This is a genomic window from Pseudomonas sp. NPDC096925 (genome assembly GCF_044762545.1).
GTDB lineage: Bacteria > Pseudomonadota > Gammaproteobacteria > Pseudomonadales > Pseudomonadaceae > Aquipseudomonas.
This window is the reverse complement of sequence record NZ_JBIWEM010000003.1, coordinates 428,920-446,236: the sequence shown is the minus strand read 5'-3', so window position 1 is coordinate 446,236 and position 17,317 is coordinate 428,920. Positions and strand designations below refer to the sequence as shown.

14 protein-coding genes and 1 pseudogene are annotated in these 17,317 nt (G+C 64.2%); 7 read left to right on the top strand and 8 right to left on the bottom strand.

Going from position 1 to position 17,317, the window contains the following annotated elements; genetic code table 11:
• Window positions 1-88: 88 nt before the first annotated feature.
• The 8 genes from ACIQYU_RS12490 to ACIQYU_RS12455 form a co-directional block, all read right to left on the bottom strand.
• Entirely contained in the window at window positions 89-376 is a 288-nt protein-coding gene (locus ACIQYU_RS12490; protein ID WP_207832611.1) for a hypothetical protein, read from the bottom strand.
• Window positions 377-545: 169 nt separating this feature from the next.
• On the bottom strand, window positions 546-1,193 hold the full coding sequence (alkB, locus tag ACIQYU_RS12485) for a DNA oxidative demethylase AlkB (protein ID WP_207832612.1): 648 nt from the start codon (window positions 1,191-1,193) through the stop codon (window positions 546-548).
• A 230-nt stretch (window positions 1,194-1,423) separates the two neighbouring features.
• On the bottom strand, window positions 1,424-2,869 hold the full coding sequence (locus ACIQYU_RS12480) for a curlin (RefSeq protein WP_207832615.1): 1,446 nt from the start codon (window positions 2,867-2,869) through the stop codon (window positions 1,424-1,426).
• A gap of 16 nt (window positions 2,870-2,885) precedes the next feature.
• Window positions 2,886-3,359 (bottom strand): curlin, encoded by a 474-nt coding sequence (locus tag ACIQYU_RS12475; protein WP_207832617.1) that lies wholly within the window; start codon window positions 3,357-3,359, stop codon window positions 2,886-2,888.
• A 15-nt stretch (window positions 3,360-3,374) separates the two neighbouring features.
• Window positions 3,375-5,612 carry an Ig-like domain-containing protein gene (locus ACIQYU_RS12470; RefSeq protein WP_233687678.1) on the bottom strand — a complete coding sequence of 746 codons (2,238 nt, stop codon included), beginning with the start codon at window positions 5,610-5,612 and terminating at the stop codon, window positions 3,375-3,377.
• Between the two features lie 32 nt (window positions 5,613-5,644).
• A complete protein-coding gene (locus tag ACIQYU_RS12465) occupies window positions 5,645-6,973 on the bottom strand; it encodes a hypothetical protein (protein WP_207832621.1) in 1,329 nt (442 codons plus the stop codon).
• Window positions 6,974-7,291: 318 nt separating this feature from the next.
• Window positions 7,292-8,110, bottom strand: a complete 819-nt coding sequence (locus ACIQYU_RS12460) for a phosphatase PAP2 family protein (RefSeq protein WP_233687679.1) — start codon at window positions 8,108-8,110, stop codon at window positions 7,292-7,294.
• Between the two features lie 2 nt (window positions 8,111-8,112).
• On the bottom strand, window positions 8,113-8,802 hold the full coding sequence (locus ACIQYU_RS12455; protein ID WP_233687680.1) for a histidine phosphatase family protein: 690 nt from the start codon (window positions 8,800-8,802) through the stop codon (window positions 8,113-8,115).
• A gap of 276 nt (window positions 8,803-9,078) precedes the next feature.
• On the opposite strand from ACIQYU_RS12455, the gene ACIQYU_RS12450 reads away from it, so the two are divergent.
• The 7 genes and pseudogenes from ACIQYU_RS12450 to ACIQYU_RS12420 all read left to right on the top strand — a co-directional run bounded on the left by ACIQYU_RS12450 (window position 9,079) and on the right by ACIQYU_RS12420 (window position 17,306).
• The gene (locus tag ACIQYU_RS12450) at window positions 9,079-9,819 is read left to right on the top strand and encodes a gluconate 2-dehydrogenase subunit 3 family protein (RefSeq protein ID WP_063914176.1); all 741 of its coding nucleotides are present in this window, start codon (window positions 9,079-9,081) and stop codon (window positions 9,817-9,819) included.
• Between the two features lie 3 nt (window positions 9,820-9,822).
• Window positions 9,823-11,607: pseudogene (locus tag ACIQYU_RS12445) on the top strand (GMC family oxidoreductase).
• Window positions 11,608-11,619: 12 nt separating this feature from the next.
• Window positions 11,620-12,864 (top strand): cytochrome c, encoded by a 1,245-nt coding sequence (locus ACIQYU_RS12440; RefSeq protein ID WP_063914174.1) that lies wholly within the window; start codon window positions 11,620-11,622, stop codon window positions 12,862-12,864.
• A gap of 272 nt (window positions 12,865-13,136) precedes the next feature.
• Window positions 13,137-14,156: a transcriptional regulator PtxS gene (ptxS, locus tag ACIQYU_RS12435; protein WP_233687681.1), complete on the top strand. Its 1,020-nt coding sequence runs from the start codon at window positions 13,137-13,139 to the stop codon at window positions 14,154-14,156.
• Between the two features lie 67 nt (window positions 14,157-14,223).
• Window positions 14,224-15,012 carry a TIM barrel protein gene (locus tag ACIQYU_RS12430; protein WP_207832631.1) on the top strand — a complete coding sequence of 263 codons (789 nt, stop codon included), beginning with the start codon at window positions 14,224-14,226 and terminating at the stop codon, window positions 15,010-15,012.
• Window positions 15,005-15,955 carry a sugar kinase gene (locus ACIQYU_RS12425; RefSeq protein ID WP_233687682.1) on the top strand — a complete coding sequence of 317 codons (951 nt, stop codon included), beginning with the start codon at window positions 15,005-15,007 and terminating at the stop codon, window positions 15,953-15,955. Before ACIQYU_RS12430 ends, ACIQYU_RS12425 begins: the two co-directional genes overlap by 8 nt.
• A gap of 58 nt (window positions 15,956-16,013) precedes the next feature.
• A complete protein-coding gene (locus ACIQYU_RS12420) occupies window positions 16,014-17,306 on the top strand; it encodes an MFS transporter (RefSeq protein ID WP_207832635.1) in 1,293 nt (430 codons plus the stop codon).
• Window positions 17,307-17,317 lie beyond the last annotated feature (11 nt).

Below are 17,317 nucleotides of genomic sequence, written 5' to 3'. Positions count from 1 at the left end.
GCGCCCTGCTCAGCCCACAGGCTGGCCGGGCGCATCTATCCGCCAGTTGTGCGGCACTGCCCATGCTCAGGCACACTCGCCGATCGCCTCACTGCAGCTCCAGCAGCAGGTTCAGGCCGCCATCACCGCATTTTCCCTGGTCGCGGACCACACCGTGGTAGCTGCGCCCGTCCCAGACAAAGGCCACGCTGTGGGCACGGTCAACCTTGTCAGGCAACGGCGGGCAGATGTGCAGGCGCAGCCCCGGCCGGCCTTGCAGGTTGAGGGCGGCGAGCTGGCATTGGCACACCACGCTCTGCGCCACCGGGCCGAACAGGGTGTCGCGTACGTAATCGAGTTGCAGCGAGGCATTGGGTGCGCGGCAGGGCATTTTCATAGGCGCGCGGCTCCGCTGTGTAGGGTCGGGGAACAGGGCTTGCAGGGCATGCTGGGCTCCAGGCTGAAGAGGGCGTGGCTTATCGTTTGAAGCTTGCCTGGCCAAGATGTTCAACGTGTTTCATGTGCGTTCATCCTGTTTGCGCCGGGTGACGGAGCGCGGGGCCGATTCAGCCACCGGCCTTGCGCAAGGTCAGGTTGATCCGCCGCTCGCCCAGGCGCGGATGCACGCCAGGCTTGATCGGCAGCACGCCGTGAAAGCGCAAGCGGTCTTCGCCACCCCAGACCAACACATCGCCATGGCTCAGCGGGATGCGCCGGGTCTTGTCGACGCGCTGCAGGCCACCGAACAGGAACACCGCCGGAAGCCCCAGCGACACGGACACGATCGGCTGGCCGAAGTCCTGCTCGTCGCGGTCCTGGTGCAGGCTCAGGCGGGTACCCGGCAGGTAATGGTTGACCAGGCAGGCGTCCGGCACGAAATCGTCGAACCCGGCCATGGCCGCGGCGCGGGCGGCCAGGTCGAGCAACACTGGGGGCAGGGCAGGCCACGGTTTGCCGCTGAGCGGGTCGCAGGGGCTGTAGCGGTAGCCGTGTTCATCACTGACCCAACCCAGGGTGCCGCAGTTGGTCAGGCCGACCGCCATGCGCAGGCCGCCCGGGGTGTGCATGTGCCGGAACGGCGCGGCACGCAGCACCGGACGCAGGGCGTCGAGCAGCGCCTCGATATCGGTCAGGGCGAAGCCGGGCAGCAGCACGGTGTGGCTGGCCAGGCGTTGCGGCTGGGGGCCGAACAGGTCGAGGTCGGACTGGATCATGGGCTTTGTATCGGGTTGGGTGGGGTCCATTGTAATGCCCTTGGCAGGCTTGGCCTAATTCGCGGGCACGCCCGCGCCCACCAGGTTTGCACAGGCTTTGACGGCAGTGGAGTACCTGTGGGAGCGGGCGTGCCCGCGAACAGGCCGGCAAAGAAAAGGAAGTTCTGACGAGAATAAAAAGGAACCGCGGCACCAGGGAGAGGAGCACCGCGGTTCAAGGGGGGAGCGATCTACTGCTGGGTCACAGTGGCCAGGTTCGTGCTGCCCAGCTGGCTGATGGTTGCGGTCTGGTTGACACCGCTCTGGTCGACGTACGCTTTGTTGCCCTGGCCTCCCTGGGTCACATAGGCCATGTTGTAGCTGTCAGCCTGCTTGATGGTGGCTTCGTTGCCGCTACCGTACAGCTGGTTGGTGTAGCTCTGGTTGCTGTAGCCGGACTGGTCCAGGTTGATGACGTTGTCCTTGCCCTGGCTGTTGCCGTAGGCATAGTTGTCGGTGCCACGCTGGTCGGCGATCAGGAGGTTGTCAGTGCCGTTCTGCTCGAAGTACAGCTCGTTGTTCATCTCGGACTGTTTGGTCTCCATCTGGTTGCCGGTGCCTTTCTGGGTCAGCGTGGCCAGCTGGTTGTCACCGTTCTGGGTCAGGTTGACGCCGTTGCCATTGCCGTCCTGGTTGATGGTGGCGTTGTGGTTGGTACCGAACTGGCCGCCCATCTTGGCGCCTTTCCAGTTGCTGGCGGTGATGCTGTTGCCATTGCCCTTGGTGTTGATGGTCAAATTGAGGTTTTCACCGTTCTGGTAGGTGAAATGCAGGTTGTTGCTACCGGTCTGGGTGATGGTAGTGGTCGAGTTGTTGGTCTCGAACTGGTCCGACCAGCTGGCGTTGGCCGTGCCCTGTTGTGACAGGCTGACCTTGTTGTTCATGCCGAAGCTCTGGTCGATATAGCCTTCGTTCATCTGGCCGGACTGGGTCACGAATGCCTGGCTGCCGGTCTGGGTGTCCTGCCACACTTCCACCGAGTTGCCGCCACCGTACTGGCCAATGCCGATGGTGCCGCCGGTGCCGTCACGCTGGTCGCCATACGCCCAGTTGCCCTGGCCATCCTGGTAGATCTGGATATCGCCATCGACGTGGTTCAGGTGCTCTGCGGCGGCATAGTTGTCCTGGCCGGTCTGGTTGATGCTGCTGCGGTTGTTGCTGCCACCAAAGGTCTGCTCGATGAAGGCTTCGTTACGCTGGCCGGATTGCCAGGTGGTGGCCTTGCTGCCTTCCTGGCTGTCCTGCCACACGGTCGAGGTGTTCTCGGCGCCTTGCTGGGTTTGCAGCGATTCGTTGCCCAGGCCCAGCGACTGGCTGGCGAAGGCATCGTTGTAGCTGCCGCCGGCGTGCTGGGTGATATGGCTGCCGTTCTCGAACAGTTGCTCGGCGTAGCCGGCGTTGTACTGGCCGGTGGCGCTCTGCCGGATATCGCTGGTGCTTTCGGCCTGCACCGCCATGTGGTTGTGGCCCTTGCCGGTCTGGGTCTGGGTGGCCGAGGCGTAGGGTGCCAGGGTCTGGCTGACTTCGGCGATGTTTTCCTTGCCGTCCTGGGTCTGGGACGAGGTACTGTCAGCAGCCATGGCCTGACCTGCAAGGGCCAGGACGATAGCGGCACTTAACGGAGCGAGCTTGTACATGGTGGTGCCTCCAGGTCTATCGGTATTGGGTGATCTGAACATGCTGGCCACTGCCGGCCTGGGTCACGGAGCTGTTGAGGCCTGTGCCGGACTGCACGATGCTGGCGCTGTTGTCGTTGCCGATCTGCTCGATGGCTGCGCTGTTGCTGCTGCCGCTCTGGCGGATCGACGCGCTGTTGCCATTTCCCTGTTGGCTGATGATGGCCATCAGGTCACTGCCTTCCTGCAGGATGTACGCTTCCTGTGCACCACCGGCCTGGACGATGCGGCCCAGCAGGGCCTGGCCGTTCTGGTCGATGGCGGCGCGGTTGCCCGAGCCTTGCTGCCCGATCACCGCAGCCTGGCCGGCACCGGCCGGCAGCAGGCGGATGATCACCGGTTCGCCGAGGTCGTTGCCGGGTGCGAGGTCGGCATTGTCCATCAGGTCCTCGGCCCAACTGGCCTGGCCTGCCAAGGCCAGGCTGAGCAGCAGGGAGTACAGGCGTTTCATTGCAACCTCCGGCCTTCACTGCACCACAACGTTGACGGTGCGCGTGGTGCCTTGGCTGGTGGTGATCGTCGCCGTTGGTGCCGCGGTCGGGATGATCGTGGTGCTATTGCTGACTGCCAGGCGCCAGCGACCGGTCAGCGCTACCGTGGCGGTGCCAAGGGTCTGCACGCCGGTCGTGGTGGTCACCCGTACGGTCACGGTGTTGCCGGTGGTGACCGACGAGGTGCCGCTGATGTCCCAGTTGTAACGGTTGTTGGAGCGCGCCGTGACCGTGGCTGCCGTGACCGCGAAGGTTTCGGCCGCAGGCCGTGGCGACACGTTGACAGTAACGGTGCCGGGGTTGGACAGCGCCCCCAGCGAGTCACGTGCCTGGTAGGTGAAGGTGGTGGTGAAGGCCGTGGTTACCGTAGCCGGTGGGGTGTAGGTCACCGTGGTGCCGTTGGTGCTGACTGTGCCCCGGCCGGCAGCCGGCTGGGTGAGGGAGGCAGCGGGCACCGTCAGCGGCAGGTTGCCTTCCGGATCGGTGTCGTTGGCCAGCACATTGATGGTCAATGGCACGCCCAGGGTGGCGACGGTTTCCGGGTTGGCGGTCGGTGCCCGGTTGGGCGCGACGTTGATGGTGACCGTTGCCGGTTCCGACTTCAGCCCTTTGGCGTCCACCGCCCGATAGCTGAAGGTGGCCACCACCGGTTGTGTGGCTCCGGTTGGCGGGGTGTAGGTGACCGAGGTGGTGCCGTTCATCACCACGCCGCCAAGACCTGTACCGGGCTGGGTCAGGTCGCTGATGGTCAGCGGCACGTTGCCGTCCGGATCGCTGTCGTTCTGTAGCAGGTTGAGGGTGATCGGGATACCGACGCTGGTGCTGCCGGTATCGGCCTGGGCCAGCGGTGGCTGGTTGGCCGCCTCGACCGGAGCGTTGCCGACCACGACCACTGGTTCGACATCGCTGCCGCCACGCGCCGACTTGACCGTGATGGTGGCCGGTGGCTGCGGCACGTCGTTGACGGTCAGGCTTTGCAGCGTGCCTGCCTTGGACAGGCGACCGTAGCCCTGGGCGAGCAGGTCGGGGATTGCCACCTCGTCACTGGAACTGGCTTCGATCAGCAGGCGCTTGTTGGCCCAGTCATAGCGTGCGGTGCTGACCTTGACCACATCGGTGAGCTTGCTCGACAGCGCGGTCGGCTGGGTGCCGCCGGCGCTGTTGCTGGCGGTGACCACCACCAGCGCAGGCGGTGCGACCTGGCCGAACTGCTGGTGGAAGAACAGCCCGTTGTTGTCGGCGGTGAGGGTGTACTGGCACGGCGAAGGCGGGGTGCCGACCAGGGCGATGCCATTGCGCATGCACAGGCTGGCTGCACTGGGAGCCTTGGCGAATACTTCAGTACGGGTGCCGGTGGCGTTGCGCGAGTAGGTGGCGCGCTCCAGGGTGACCGGTGTTTGTGCGCGCGGGTCCAGCACCTTGCCCGAGACAGTGAAGGCGTTGGTCTGGATGGTGCCAGCGGGGCCTTGAATGCGCACGAAGTTGGTATTGAAGGGGCTGCCCGTCACCGCTTCGGTGATGTTGGGGTCGCCGATGTAGGTTTCGGTGGCGCCAGTGTCGGGATTGACCTCGGTGTAAGGCCCGCCAACCCCCTTCAGCCAAGGGCCGATCGCCCCCGCCAGTGCTCCGCGGAAGTTGCCCGGCGCGCCGATGCCGATGTCGCGGGTGATGTTGATTGCCCGTCGGCCTGGTGTGGTGACGTTGACCGTCTCTACGCCATAGGGGTGGGTGATGGTGTAGGTACCGGCAGTGGGCACCGACACGCGGATACGGATGCGGGCGAAGCTCTGTTGGTCTCCATCCACCGGGTTTTCGGCGGCAAAGGCTGCTTCCACGCCAGCGACGTAAACTTCCAGTTCATAGCCGCTGTTGCCCACGGCCGGGATGGAGGTCTCGGCCAGGAACCAGAACATTTCCGGTGGCCAGTTGTCCGGGAACACCAGCGGCAGGGTGTCGTCGTAGATGCCGGGTTCGGGCAGCAGGGTGCACATGTAGGCCGGTGTACCCGGGGCGCCTGCGGCCCGCGAACTGACGGCACGTGACTGGCACAGCTCCAGGGACTGGTCGAGGCTGTCCTTGTACCACATCGGGAAGCCACCGGTGGCGAAGGTGTAGGGCCCCGGGTCGACATCAGACAGCGCGGCAAAGGCAGCGCTGGTAACGGTAAGGGAGAATCCGGCGGCCAACAGCGCACGGCGCGACCAAGTGTTCATGCTGCCTCCTTGAAGGCTGAGCCTTTGTCTGTTCATGGCACCAGCACCACGTCTTCGGTGTCGCTACCGCCATTGGCACTGGTGACCTGCACCTTGGCCGGCGGGATGGGTGACAGGCTGGTGCTCAATGTCTTCACGGCGCCGTTGCCGCTCAGGTTGCCGATCAGCGTGCCGTTGCCGGTGTGCGCGGTGAGTACCGGCGGCGTGGTTTCGTCGCTGGTGCTGGCCACCAGGGTCAGCTCGCCGGTGGACAGGCGGTACTGGGCCTGGGTAATGGTGACCAGGTCGGTCAGTGGCACGTTGGCGGTGGTCGGGCTGCTGGTGGGGATCGCCACGCTGTTGTTGGCGGTCAGCGTCAGGATCGTCCCGGCAGCCGGGTCGAGGACCGACTGGGCGTACCAGGTGCCAGTGCCGTTGGCCTCGGTGAGGTTCAGGTTGGGAGTCTGGCTGGTCAGGGCGACGCTGGCCGGTGGCGGCGGGGCCATGACGAAGATGTCCTGCTGGGCGCGCAGGTCGCCGTTCTCGGTATGCCGCGAGTAGGTACTGCGTTGCGGCATCAGCGGGGTTGGCAGGGCCACTTCGGAAAGCTTGCCCGAAATCGCGAACAGCTCGGTGCGCAGGTCGATGCCGCCGGGGCCTTCGATGCGTACATAGTTGGTGTTGAACGGGCTGCCGGTCACCCGTTCTTCCAGGTTCGGGTCGCCGATGAAGCGCTCGCTGCCCTCGGTGTAGGGGCCGTTGACACTGCGCAGGAATGGCCCGACATCGCCTTTGAGGGCGCCGGTGAAGTCGCCTGCGCCGCCAATGCCGATGTCGCGGGTCATGTTGATCGCCCGCCGCCCGCCGGCTGGCACGTCGAATACTTCGACGCCGTAGGGGTGGGTGATCACATAGGTGCCGGCGGTAGGGACATCGACCCGGATACGCACCCGGGCGAAGCTGACCTGGTCGCCATCGACAGGGTCTCCGGAGCTGAACGCAGCTTCTATCGCCGTGCCATAGCCCAGGTTGATGCCGCGCGCTGCGTCGACGATGGTGGCGTCGGCGGTGAACCAGAACGCCTCATCGGGGAAGTTGCCGGGGAAGGCGATGGGTTGGGTATCGTCGAACACGCCGGGTGTGGGCAGCAACGTGCACATGTACGACGGTGCGCCGGGCGCGCCGGCGACCCTGGAACTCACCGCCTTGGTCAGGCACAGGTCGAGGGTGCGACCGTGACTGTCCTGGTACCAGGCGGGGAATTTACCGTTGGCGGGTACATAGGCGCCTGGATCGACAGCATTCAAGGCAGCTTGCGCCGGGAGCTGGAGCATGCCGGCGATAATCGCCACTGCCAGCGGGTGGGGTATCGGTCGGTGCATGAGTCATTTCCTCCTGCAAACGGGCCCATGGACTTGGGGCGTCTGGCAGGAGATCGGCAATAGGCGTGCCAAACCCGGGAAAATGTGCTGTAGCCCTTGCAGGGCAAGGGATCCAATTCTCTTGCAAGGGGATTTGCAGGCGTTTGCCGGTGGGCACCGTGCCCCCAAGGTTGGGGGACTGGGGCAGGTCGTGTCGACCCAATCCTGACATTTGCGTGAACGCGGTCGCTGTAGCAGCGGGCGTGCCCGCGAAGCAGGCGACACGGTGCCTGGCACCGGCTGCGCCGGTGTTCGCGGCTAAAGCCGCTCCCACAGGTATTACGCGAAGTCCGGAGCCCGCGTACTACCTATCGCAGGGCTGTGCTCCGGTGCTTGCAAAGCGATGCGCCCATAGAAGAACAACGCAGTTATCCAGGTGGTAAACCAGACAAAAATACCGGCCCAGAACGTATGGGACATGTAGTGCCAGCCCTGCAACACCCGGGTAGTACCGTACACGAACCCGATCAGCAGAATCGCCACCAGGAGCTTGCGGGCATGCGCCCAGCGGTGACGCAACGCCACGAAATACAGCGCCAACAAGGTAAACCCGCTGGAGGCATGGCCACCCGGCCAGCAGCGGCCATCACCGGCCTTGCCCCACCAGGAGAAGTTCTCGAACCATTCGACCCGGGCGTGCGAGCCGCCATACAGCGTGGTTTCCACCGGGCAATACACACTGGTATGGCTTTTAAGGTAGTGAATCACCGTGGTGCTCAGGGCGAACGCCACCACCACGAACAGCAGGTCGCGGCGGTGGTTGGTGGTAAAGCGTAAGGCCGGTGCGATTCGGGATTTTTCCAGTAACCGTGTCAGGCACGCTTGCGGGCGGTTGGCCAGGCGTGGCCAGATGAACGAAAGCACGCTGCCGATGACCGCCAGTTCACCGGTCCAGTCCGGCAGGACCCTTGGCCACTTGTGGGTGACTTTCTCGAACCACTGGTTGTGCAACAGCGGGAACTGGCCAGTGACCGGGTCGAGTAGCAGGTTGCTGATCCAGCGATCGAGCTCTGTGAGGTCGAATGCCATGAACACGGTAGCGGCCAGCAACAGAGGCAGCAGCAGGTTGTTGCGGTAGAAAGCGGCGCGCGGTGGCATGTTCAGAGCTCCTTGCTGTCGACGAGTTCGCGCCATTCACTGGCAGCCATCTGGCCCAGCAGCTTCTCTTTGCCATCGCTGCCCTGGCTGATGAACAGGGCGCTGGCATAGCCGTTCAAGCGCGCGCTGCCAGGCACTTCAAGCGTGCGCTCCAGTTGTTCCATACAGCCGCTGTGGCTGACCAGCACCAGGTTGTGGCCGATTCGCTTGTGGGCAAAGGCGGTCTCGGCAAACTGGCCATCACACTGCTTGAGCCAGCCCTGCGTGGCAATGGTTTTAGCGAACATGGCGTGTGCAGTCTGCTGGGTACGCACCTCCGGGCTGGCCCATACATCGGCTTTGCCCAGGCCAAGGCGTTGCAGGCCGTGACCTACATCGGCGGCCACCCGGCTGCCCGCGACCGTGATACCGGTTGGGTCACCCAGGCAGGCTCCGCGCGAGCGGTCGCAGCGTTCGGCATGGCGCAGCACCACAATCACCGAGCCGTTCGCCCAGGCGGCCTCGAGCCCACTGTGCTGCAGGTGATGGGGGTTGCCCAGGTCGGGGATGGCCATGCGGGTATGCGCCCAGGCTGCCGCTGCGCCAAGGATGAACAGCAGGCACAAGACTGCGAATAGCGCCGTGCCCCAAGGCAATCGGTATACCTGGGCAAGCCGTGAGGCGGGGAATTTGTCGATAACGCCTTGCAGCATGTTTGCCACTCCAGTCAGCTCGCTCCACACAAGAGCGTCGGCACTGTAGGTAGCGGGATGTCGGTAGAGAGTGAGGCAGATGTGAAAAAAGCCTTGGCCCGACAGCAGTGCGGAAGTGGCTTAGGCAGTGGGAAGTCAAGGATGAAACCGGTTTCAAAACATTTCTGAACGCGCTAGATTATCCGGCTGTTTTCTTGATGACCTATCAAGACCACCCCCCACATTGAAAATCAGATGGCGCTTTTCAAGGCCGCACACAGCCGATGAGGACTCGCAATGCCTGAGCATGCCCCAGACAACCCGCGCAGGGATTTTCTGCGCAAGACCTTGACCTTGATCCCTGTGGTCACCGTGGCCAGCGCGGGGCTTGGCGTGGGCGCCGGTCAGCTGCTTGCGGCCCCGCAACACGAACCCAAAGTGCCTGCCACGCCGCCAGCGGGCAAGTACCAGCCGACTTTCTTCACTGCCGAGGAGTGGGCCTTCGTGCAGGCGGCCGTCTCGCGCATCATCCCGGCCGACGAGCTTGGCCCCGGCGCACTGGAAGCCGGCGCTGCCGAATTCATCGACCGGCAGATGAACACCCCCTATGCAACCGGCGCGCAGTGGTACATGCAGGGCCCGTTCAAGGCCGACGCCGCGCCCGAACTGGGTTACCAGCTGCAACTCAGCCCACAGCAGATCTACCGCCTGGGCATCGCCGCCGTGGACGGCTGGTGCAAGGCCAACTCCGGGCAAGTTTTTGCTGCGCAAGATAGCGCTACCCGAGACCATGTTCTGAGCAAGGTCGAAGCTGGAGAGCTGGTTTTCGACACCGTGCCGGCCAAGGTGTTTTTCAGCTTGCTGGTGCAGAACACCCGTGAAGGGTTCTTCTGCGACCCGATCCATGGTGGCAACAAAGGCATGGTTGGCTGGACCCAGATCGGCTTCCCCGGCGCTCGCGCCGATTTCATGGATTGGGTCGAGCGCAACGAGCCTTACCCGTTCCCGGCTGTTTCGATCCGTGGCGAGAGGGCCTGAGGCATGGCGACCGTGATGAAGAAAGTGGATGCGGTGATCGTCGGGTTCGGCTGGGCCGGCGCGATCATGGCCAAGGAACTGACCGAGGCCGGGCTGCAGGTGGTGGCCCTGGAGCGGGGGCCGATGCAGGACACCTACCCGGAAGGCAGCTACCCGCAGGTGATCGACGAGCTGACCTACAGCGTGCGCAAGAAGCTGTTTGTCGACGTGTCGAAGGAAACCGTCACCATCCGCCACGGCATGAATGACGTGGCACTGCCCAATCGCCAGCTCGGTGCCTTCCTGCCGGGTAAAGGTGTCGGTGGCGCAGGCCTGCACTGGTCGGGCGTGCATTTCCGGGTAGACCCGATGGAACTGCGCATGCGCAGCCACTACGAAGAACGCTACGGGCGCAAGTTCATCCCTGAAGACATGACTATCCAGGACTTCGGTGTTACCTACGAAGAACTGGAGCCGCACTTCGACTTTGCTGAAAAGGTTTTCGGTACTTCTGGCCAGGCCTGGACCGTCAACGGCCAGGTAGTGGGTGAAGGGAAGGGCGGCAACCCCTATGCGCCGGACCGTTCCAGCCCGTTCCCGCTGCCTTCGCAGAAAAACGTGGTGTCGGCCAGGCTGTTCGAAAAGGCGGCGGCCAGCCTGGGCTACAAGCCCTACAACCTGCCATCGGCCAACACTTCCGGGCCGTACACCAACCCGTACGGGGCGCAGATGGGGCCGTGCAACTTCTGCGGTTTCTGCAGCGGCTACGTGTGCTACATGTACTCCAAGGCCTCGCCCAACGTGAACATCCTGCCGGCGCTGCGCTAGGTGCCAAACTTCGAATTGCGGCCCAATGCCCATGTGTTGCGGGTGAACCTGGACGACAGCAAGCGCAAGGCCACCGGTGTGACCTACATCGACGCGCAGGGGCGGGAAGTGGAGCAGCCGGCGGACCTGGTGATCCTGGCGGCGTTCCAGTTCAACAACGTGCGCCTGATGCTGTTGTCCGGCATCGGCAAACCGTACGACCCCGTCAAGAATGAAGGCGTGGTCGGGCGTAACTTCGCCTACCAGAACATGGGTACGGTCAAGGCGTTCTTCGACAAGGACACCTACACCAACAACTTCATCGGCGCCGGTGGCAACGGCATTGCCATCGATGACTTCAACGCCGACAACTTCGACCATGGCCCGCACGGCTTCGTCGGCGGTTCACCGATGTGGGTGAACCAGGCCGGCACACGGCCGATTGCCGGTGGCGCAACTCCGCCTGGCACACCGGCCTGGGGTAGCGCCTGGAAGAAGGCCACTGCCGATTACTACACCCACCAGGTGTCGATGGACGCACACGGCGCCCACCAGTCCTACCGTGGCAACTACCTGGACCTTGACCCGACCTACCGGGATGCCTATGGCCAGCCGCTGCTGCGCATGACCTTCGACTGGCAGGAAAACGACATCAGGATGAACCAGTTCATGGTCGACAAACTCAGCCAGATCGCCCAGGCGATGAACCCAAAGACCATTGCCGTGCTGGGCAAGAAGGTCAAGGACCATTTCAACACCGCCAGCTACCAGACCACACACCTCAATGGTGGCGCGATCATGGGCACCGACCCGAAAACCAGTGCATTGAACCGCTACCTGCAGAGCTGGGATGTGCACAACGTGTTTGTCCCGGGGGCTTCGGCGTTTCCGCAAGGCCTGGGTTACAACCCGACCGGCCTGGTGGCTGCGCTGACCTACTGGTCGGCCCGCGCCATCCGCGAGCAGTACCTGAAAAACCCTGGCCCGCTGGTCCAGGCTTGAGGAGCGATGCACATGAAGACAATGTTGATCGCAACCCTGCTCGGTGCCAGCGTGGCTGCTCAGGCCGCGCCCAATGACGATGCGCAGGTGCGCCAGGGCGAGTACCTGGCCCGCGCAGGCGACTGCGTCGCCTGCCATACCGCCAAGGGCGGCAAGCCGTTCGCCGGTGGGCTGCCGATGGAAACGCCGATCGGTACGGTGTACTCCACCAATATCACCCCGGCGGCCAGCGGTATCGGCCAGTACAGCTTCGAAGACTTCGACCAGGCTGTGCGCAAGGGCATCGGCAAGGACGGCAGCACCCTGTATCCCGCCATGCCATACCCGTCCTATGCACGCGTCAGCGAACAGGACATGCAGGCGTTGTATGCCTACTTCATGAAGGGCGTGCAGCCGGTCGAGCAGCCGAACAAGGCCACCGACATTCCCTGGCCGTTGAGCATGCGCTGGCCACTGGCGATCTGGCGCGGGCTGTTCGCGCCTGAGGCCAGGCCCTGGCAGGCGTCGGCGGCGGCCGACCCGGTAGTCAACCGCGGTGCCTACCTGGTCGAGGGCCTGGGGCACTGCGGCGCGTGCCATACGCCGCGAGCGCTGACCATGCAGGAAAAGGCACTGAGCCCACAGGATGGCGAGCAGTTCCTGGCTGGCAGTGCACCGCTGGAAGGCTGGATTGCCAAGAACCTGCGTGGCGACCACAAGGACGGCCTGGGTAGCTGGAGCGAGGAGCAGCTGGTGCAGTTTCTCAAGACCGGCCGTAGTGACCGCAGCGCCGTGTTCGGTGGCATGAGCGACGTGGTCGAGCACAGCATGCAACACATGAGCGACGCCGACCTGACCGCTATCGCCCGCTACCTGAAGACGCTGCCGCCGAGCAACCCTGACGACCAGCCGCACGTCTATGACAAACAGGTGGCGGATGCGCTGTGGAAGGGCGACGACAGCAAGCCCGGAGCGGCGGTGTACATCGACAACTGCGCGGCCTGCCACCGTACCGATGGCCAAGGCTATACCCGCGTGTTCCCGGCCCTGGCCGGCAACCCGGTGGTGCAGACGGCGGATGCCACATCGCTGATCCACGTGGTGCTGGCGGGGGGCACGGTGCCGGCGACGCACACGGCACCGTCCAACTTCACCATGCCGGCGTTCGGCTGGCGCCTGAGTGACCAGGAGGTTGCCGAGGTGGTGAATTTCATTCGTACCAGCTGGGGTAACCAAGGGGATGCCGTCACCGCCAGTGATGTGAAAGCCCTCCGTTAACTGCATCCCTTTGTCTGCACCCCCAATCCACTGTGGGAGCGGGTTTACCCGCGAATGCGTCGGCACATTCAACATCGCATTCGCGGGTGAACCCGCTCCTACAGGGTTTCGCATGTACATTCCTATACATATCAGTTAGTTAAAACGTATTCTTGTTGTATTTCCTACGCATCAATATCGCACTCCCGACCAACGGCAGGTTGACGAACGCATGTGATTTTGCTGTATTGAAACCGGTTTCATCGCGATCACAACAATCATAAGGACAGCCCATGACCGACGCGCCTGCCCATGCCCGCGAACGGGTCACCATCAGCGAAGTAGCGCGTGTCGCTGGCGTTTCCAAGGCCACCGTTTCCCGTTACATCGGTGGCGACCGCCAGTTGCTCGCCGAAGCCACCGCCAAGCGCCTGGAAGAGGTCATCGAGCGCCTCGGTTACCGCCCCAACCAGATGGCCCGTGGCCTGAAGCGCGGCCAGACACGCCTGATCGGCATGCTGGTGGCCGATATCCTCAACCCCTATTCAGTGGCCGTGATGCATGGTGTGGAAACTGCCTGCCGCCAGCACGGCTACAGCCTGGTGGTGTGCAACACCAACCGCGACGACGAGCAGGAGCGTCACCACCTGGTGGCCCTGCAGTCCTACAACGTCGAAGGGCTGATCGTGAACACGCTTGGCCATCACCCCGGCGAATTGCTCAACCTGCAGCGCGACATCCCCATGGTGCTGGTCGACCGCCAGTTACCCGAACTGAATGTCGACCTGGTGGGCCTGGACAATGCCGACGCGGTCGAGCAGGCCCTCGACCACCTGCAAGCGCAAGGCTACCGCGACATCCTGGCGGTAACCGAGCCCCTCGATGGCACCAGTTCGCGCCTGGAACGGGTGCAGGCTTTCAGCGCATCGGTCAGCCGTCGCCCCGGCATGCGCCAGCAGGTGCTGGAAACCGGCACCGGGCTGGATGGCCAACTGGCTTCGTTCCTCGCCGGCAGTGGCCATGGCCCGCAGGCCATCTTCACCTTCAACGGCGTCGCCACCCTGGCCGTGAGCCGGGCCCTGCACCAGGCAGGGCGCAATCTGTTCGCGGACGTCGGGCTGATCGCCCTCGACGACCTCGACTGGTACCCCTTGGTCGGCAGTGGCATCACTGCACTGGCCCAGCCCACCGAGCGAATCGGCGTGGCAGCATTCGAGAGCCTGCTTGGCCGCCTGCGCGGCGACAGCGGGGCAGCCCGGCGCATCGACTTCAAGGCCGAACTGATCATCCGAGGTTCAACCCAGCCACAGTAATCACAAGCAGGCACCTGCGTGCCTGCTGTCATCAAAAAATGAAACCGGTTTCATAAGGACAACAACAATGCACTCGAACCCCGTTTCCATCAGCCTTTCCAGCTACGGCGCCGACTGTGTCCGGCAACGTGGCCAGGAGCAGTTCCTTGACTTGCTGGCTGCCGCTGGCGTTACCCGCGTGGAACTGCGCGAAGAACTGTTCACGTGTGCGCCAGACACTGCAGCGCTGTCTTCAGCCATTGCCGCGCTGCGCCTGGAGTGCCTGTATTCCACGCCCCTGGAGCTGTGGACCGCACAAGGCGTGCCAGACCCGCAATTGGCGCAGAAGCTGGACACCGCCCGCGCCCTTGGCGCGGTCGCGCTCAAGGTTTCCCTGGGCCACTACCATGCGGGCTGTGACGTCGCGGCCCTGGCGACGCTGTTGCCGGCGCACGGGCCGTTGCTGCTGGTGGAAAACGACCAGACCGCGCAAGGTGGACGAATCGAACCGCTGCGGCAGTTTTTCCAGCGCGTCGACGAACTCGGGCTGGCCCTCGGCATGACCTTCGATATCGGTAACTGGCAGTGGCAGGGCGAGCCTGCCCGCCACGCCGCACGCCAACTTGGCCGCTGGGTGAGCTATGTGCATTGCAAGGCCGTGCGGCGCCGGTCCGATGGTCGCCTGGTAGCCGTCCCGCCAGAGACTGCGGACCTGCAGGAGTGGGCTGAGCTGATGGCCGAGTTCACCCCCGGCGTGGTGCGTGCTGTCGAGTACCCGCTGGTGAGCGACGATCTGCTGGCGCTGACCCGTGCCCAGGTGCGCGACCTCGCGGCGCTGGGGCAGGGCGTATCGAGTGAGGAGCTGAGCCATGCATGAGCATGACGTGCTGTGTTTCGGTGAGACCATGGCCATGTTCGTCGCCGAGCAGGCTGGCGACCTGGCCAGTGTCGGCCAGTTCGCCAAGCGCATCGCCGGTGCCGACAGCAACGTGGCCATCGGCCTGGCGCGGCTGGGCTTCAAGGTCCGCTGGCTGAGCCGGGTGGGCGACGATTCGCTGGGCCGGTTCGTGCTCGACAGCTTGCGCCGCGAAGGCCTGGACTGCTCCGGCGTCGAGGTGGATGCCAGCTACCCCACCGGCTTCCAGCTCAAGGCCCGCTGCGATGACGGCAGCGACCCGGCGGTGGAGTACTTCCGACGTGGTTCGGCGGCCAGCCGACTGTCGCCGGCGCTGCTGCGTCCGGGCTCACTGCAGGCCCGCCACTTGCACGCCACCGGCATTCCACCGGCGCTGTCGGAGGGCTGCCGGGCGCTGTCCCACGCGTTGATGGACGCCATGCGTGCCGCCGGGCGCAGCATTTCGTTCGACCCCAACCTGCGCCCCTCGCTGTGGCCTGACCAAAGCAGCATGGTGCGTGAAGTCAATGCCCTGGCGGCCAAGGCCGACTGGGTTCTGCCCGGCCTGGAAGAGGGCCGCCTGCTGACTGGCCAGCACACTCCGGCAGACATCGCCGCGTTCTACCTCGACCAAGGGGTGGAACTGGTGGTGATCAAGCTGGGCGACGCCGGTGCCTACTTCCGCAGCGCCAAGGGTGAAGGCCAGGTGGCGCCAGTGCCGGTCAGCCATGTGGTGGACACCGTCGGCGCCGGGGATGCCTTTGCCGTTGGCGTGCTCAGCGCGCTGCTGGAGGGCCGCCCGGTGGCCGAGGCAGTGGCGCGTGGCAACTGGTGCGGCAGCCGCGCCGTGCAGTCGCGTGGCGACATGGAAGGGTTGCCGCTGCGTCATGAACTGCAAGCCCACGAACTGCGCAGAAGCGCGTGAACACTTGACCCCGAAACACCTGTTGCAACAAAAACAACAAGCTCAGGAGAAACGAACCATGCAAAGCCAAAGCCTGGCACCTCGCCGCTGGTGGTACATCATCCCGATCGTGTTCTTCACCTATAGCCTGGCGTATCTGGACCGTGCCAACTACGGTTTCGCCGCCGCGTCCGGCATGGCTGAAGACCTGCATATCACCCCCGCATTGTCTTCGCTGCTGGGAGCACTGTTCTTCCTCGGTTACTTCTTCTTCCAGGTGCCTGGCGCCATCTACGCCGAAAAGCGCAGTGTGAAGAAGCTGATCTTTGTCTGCCTGATCCTCTGGGGGGGCCTTGCCACGCTTACCGGCGTGGTCAGCAACGTCTACATGCTGATCGGCATCCGCTTCCTGCTTGGGGTGGTGGAGGCGGCAGTGATGCCGGCGATGCTGGTGTACCTGTGCCACTGGTTCACCCGTGCCGAACGTTCGCGCGCCAATACCTTCCTGATCCTCGGCAACCCGGTGACCATCCTGTGGATGTCGGTGGTGTCGGGCTACCTCGTCAAGCATTACGACTGGCGCTGGATGTTCATCATCGAAGGCCTGCCAGCGGTGATCTGGGCGTTCTTCTGGTGGCGCCTTGTGGATGACCGCCCGGCCCAGGTGAACTGGCTGAGCGAGCAGGAGAAGGCCGACCTGGAGCAGGCGCTGGCCGCCGAGCAGCAAGGCATCAAGCCGGTGAAGAACTACCGTGAGGCGTTCCGCTCGCCGCAGGTGATCATCCTCGCGCTGCAGTACTTCTGCTGGAGCATCGGTGTGTATGGCTTCGTGCTGTGGTTGCCGTCGATCCTCAAGCAGGCGGCGAACCTCGATATCGTGCAGGCCGGCTGGCTGTCGTCGGTACCTTACCTGGTGGCGGTGCTGGCCATGGTCGGCGTGTCGTGGGCGTCCGACCGCCTGCAGAAGCGCAAGCGCTTCGTCTGGCCGCCACTGCTGATCGCCGCCGTGGCGTTCTATGGCTCGTACGCCCTGGGCAGCGAGCACTTCTGGCTGTCGTACGCGTTACTGGTGGTCGCCGGCGCCTGCATGTACGCACCCTATGGCCCGTTCTTCGCGATCGTGCCCGAGATCCTGCCGGCCAACGTCGCGGGCGGTGCCATGGCGCTGATCAACAGCATGGGCGCGCTGGGCTCGTTCGGCGGTTCGTGGCTGGTGGGCTACCTCAATGGCGCCACGGGTGGGCCCGGTGCCTCTTACCTGTTCATGTGCGGTGCGCTGCTGACTGCAGTGGTGCTTACCGCCGCACTCAATACTACCCAGACGCCTGGCCGGGCCAAGCGCGGCAGCTCGCGTCTGGCCATGAACCATTAGGAAATCTTTGC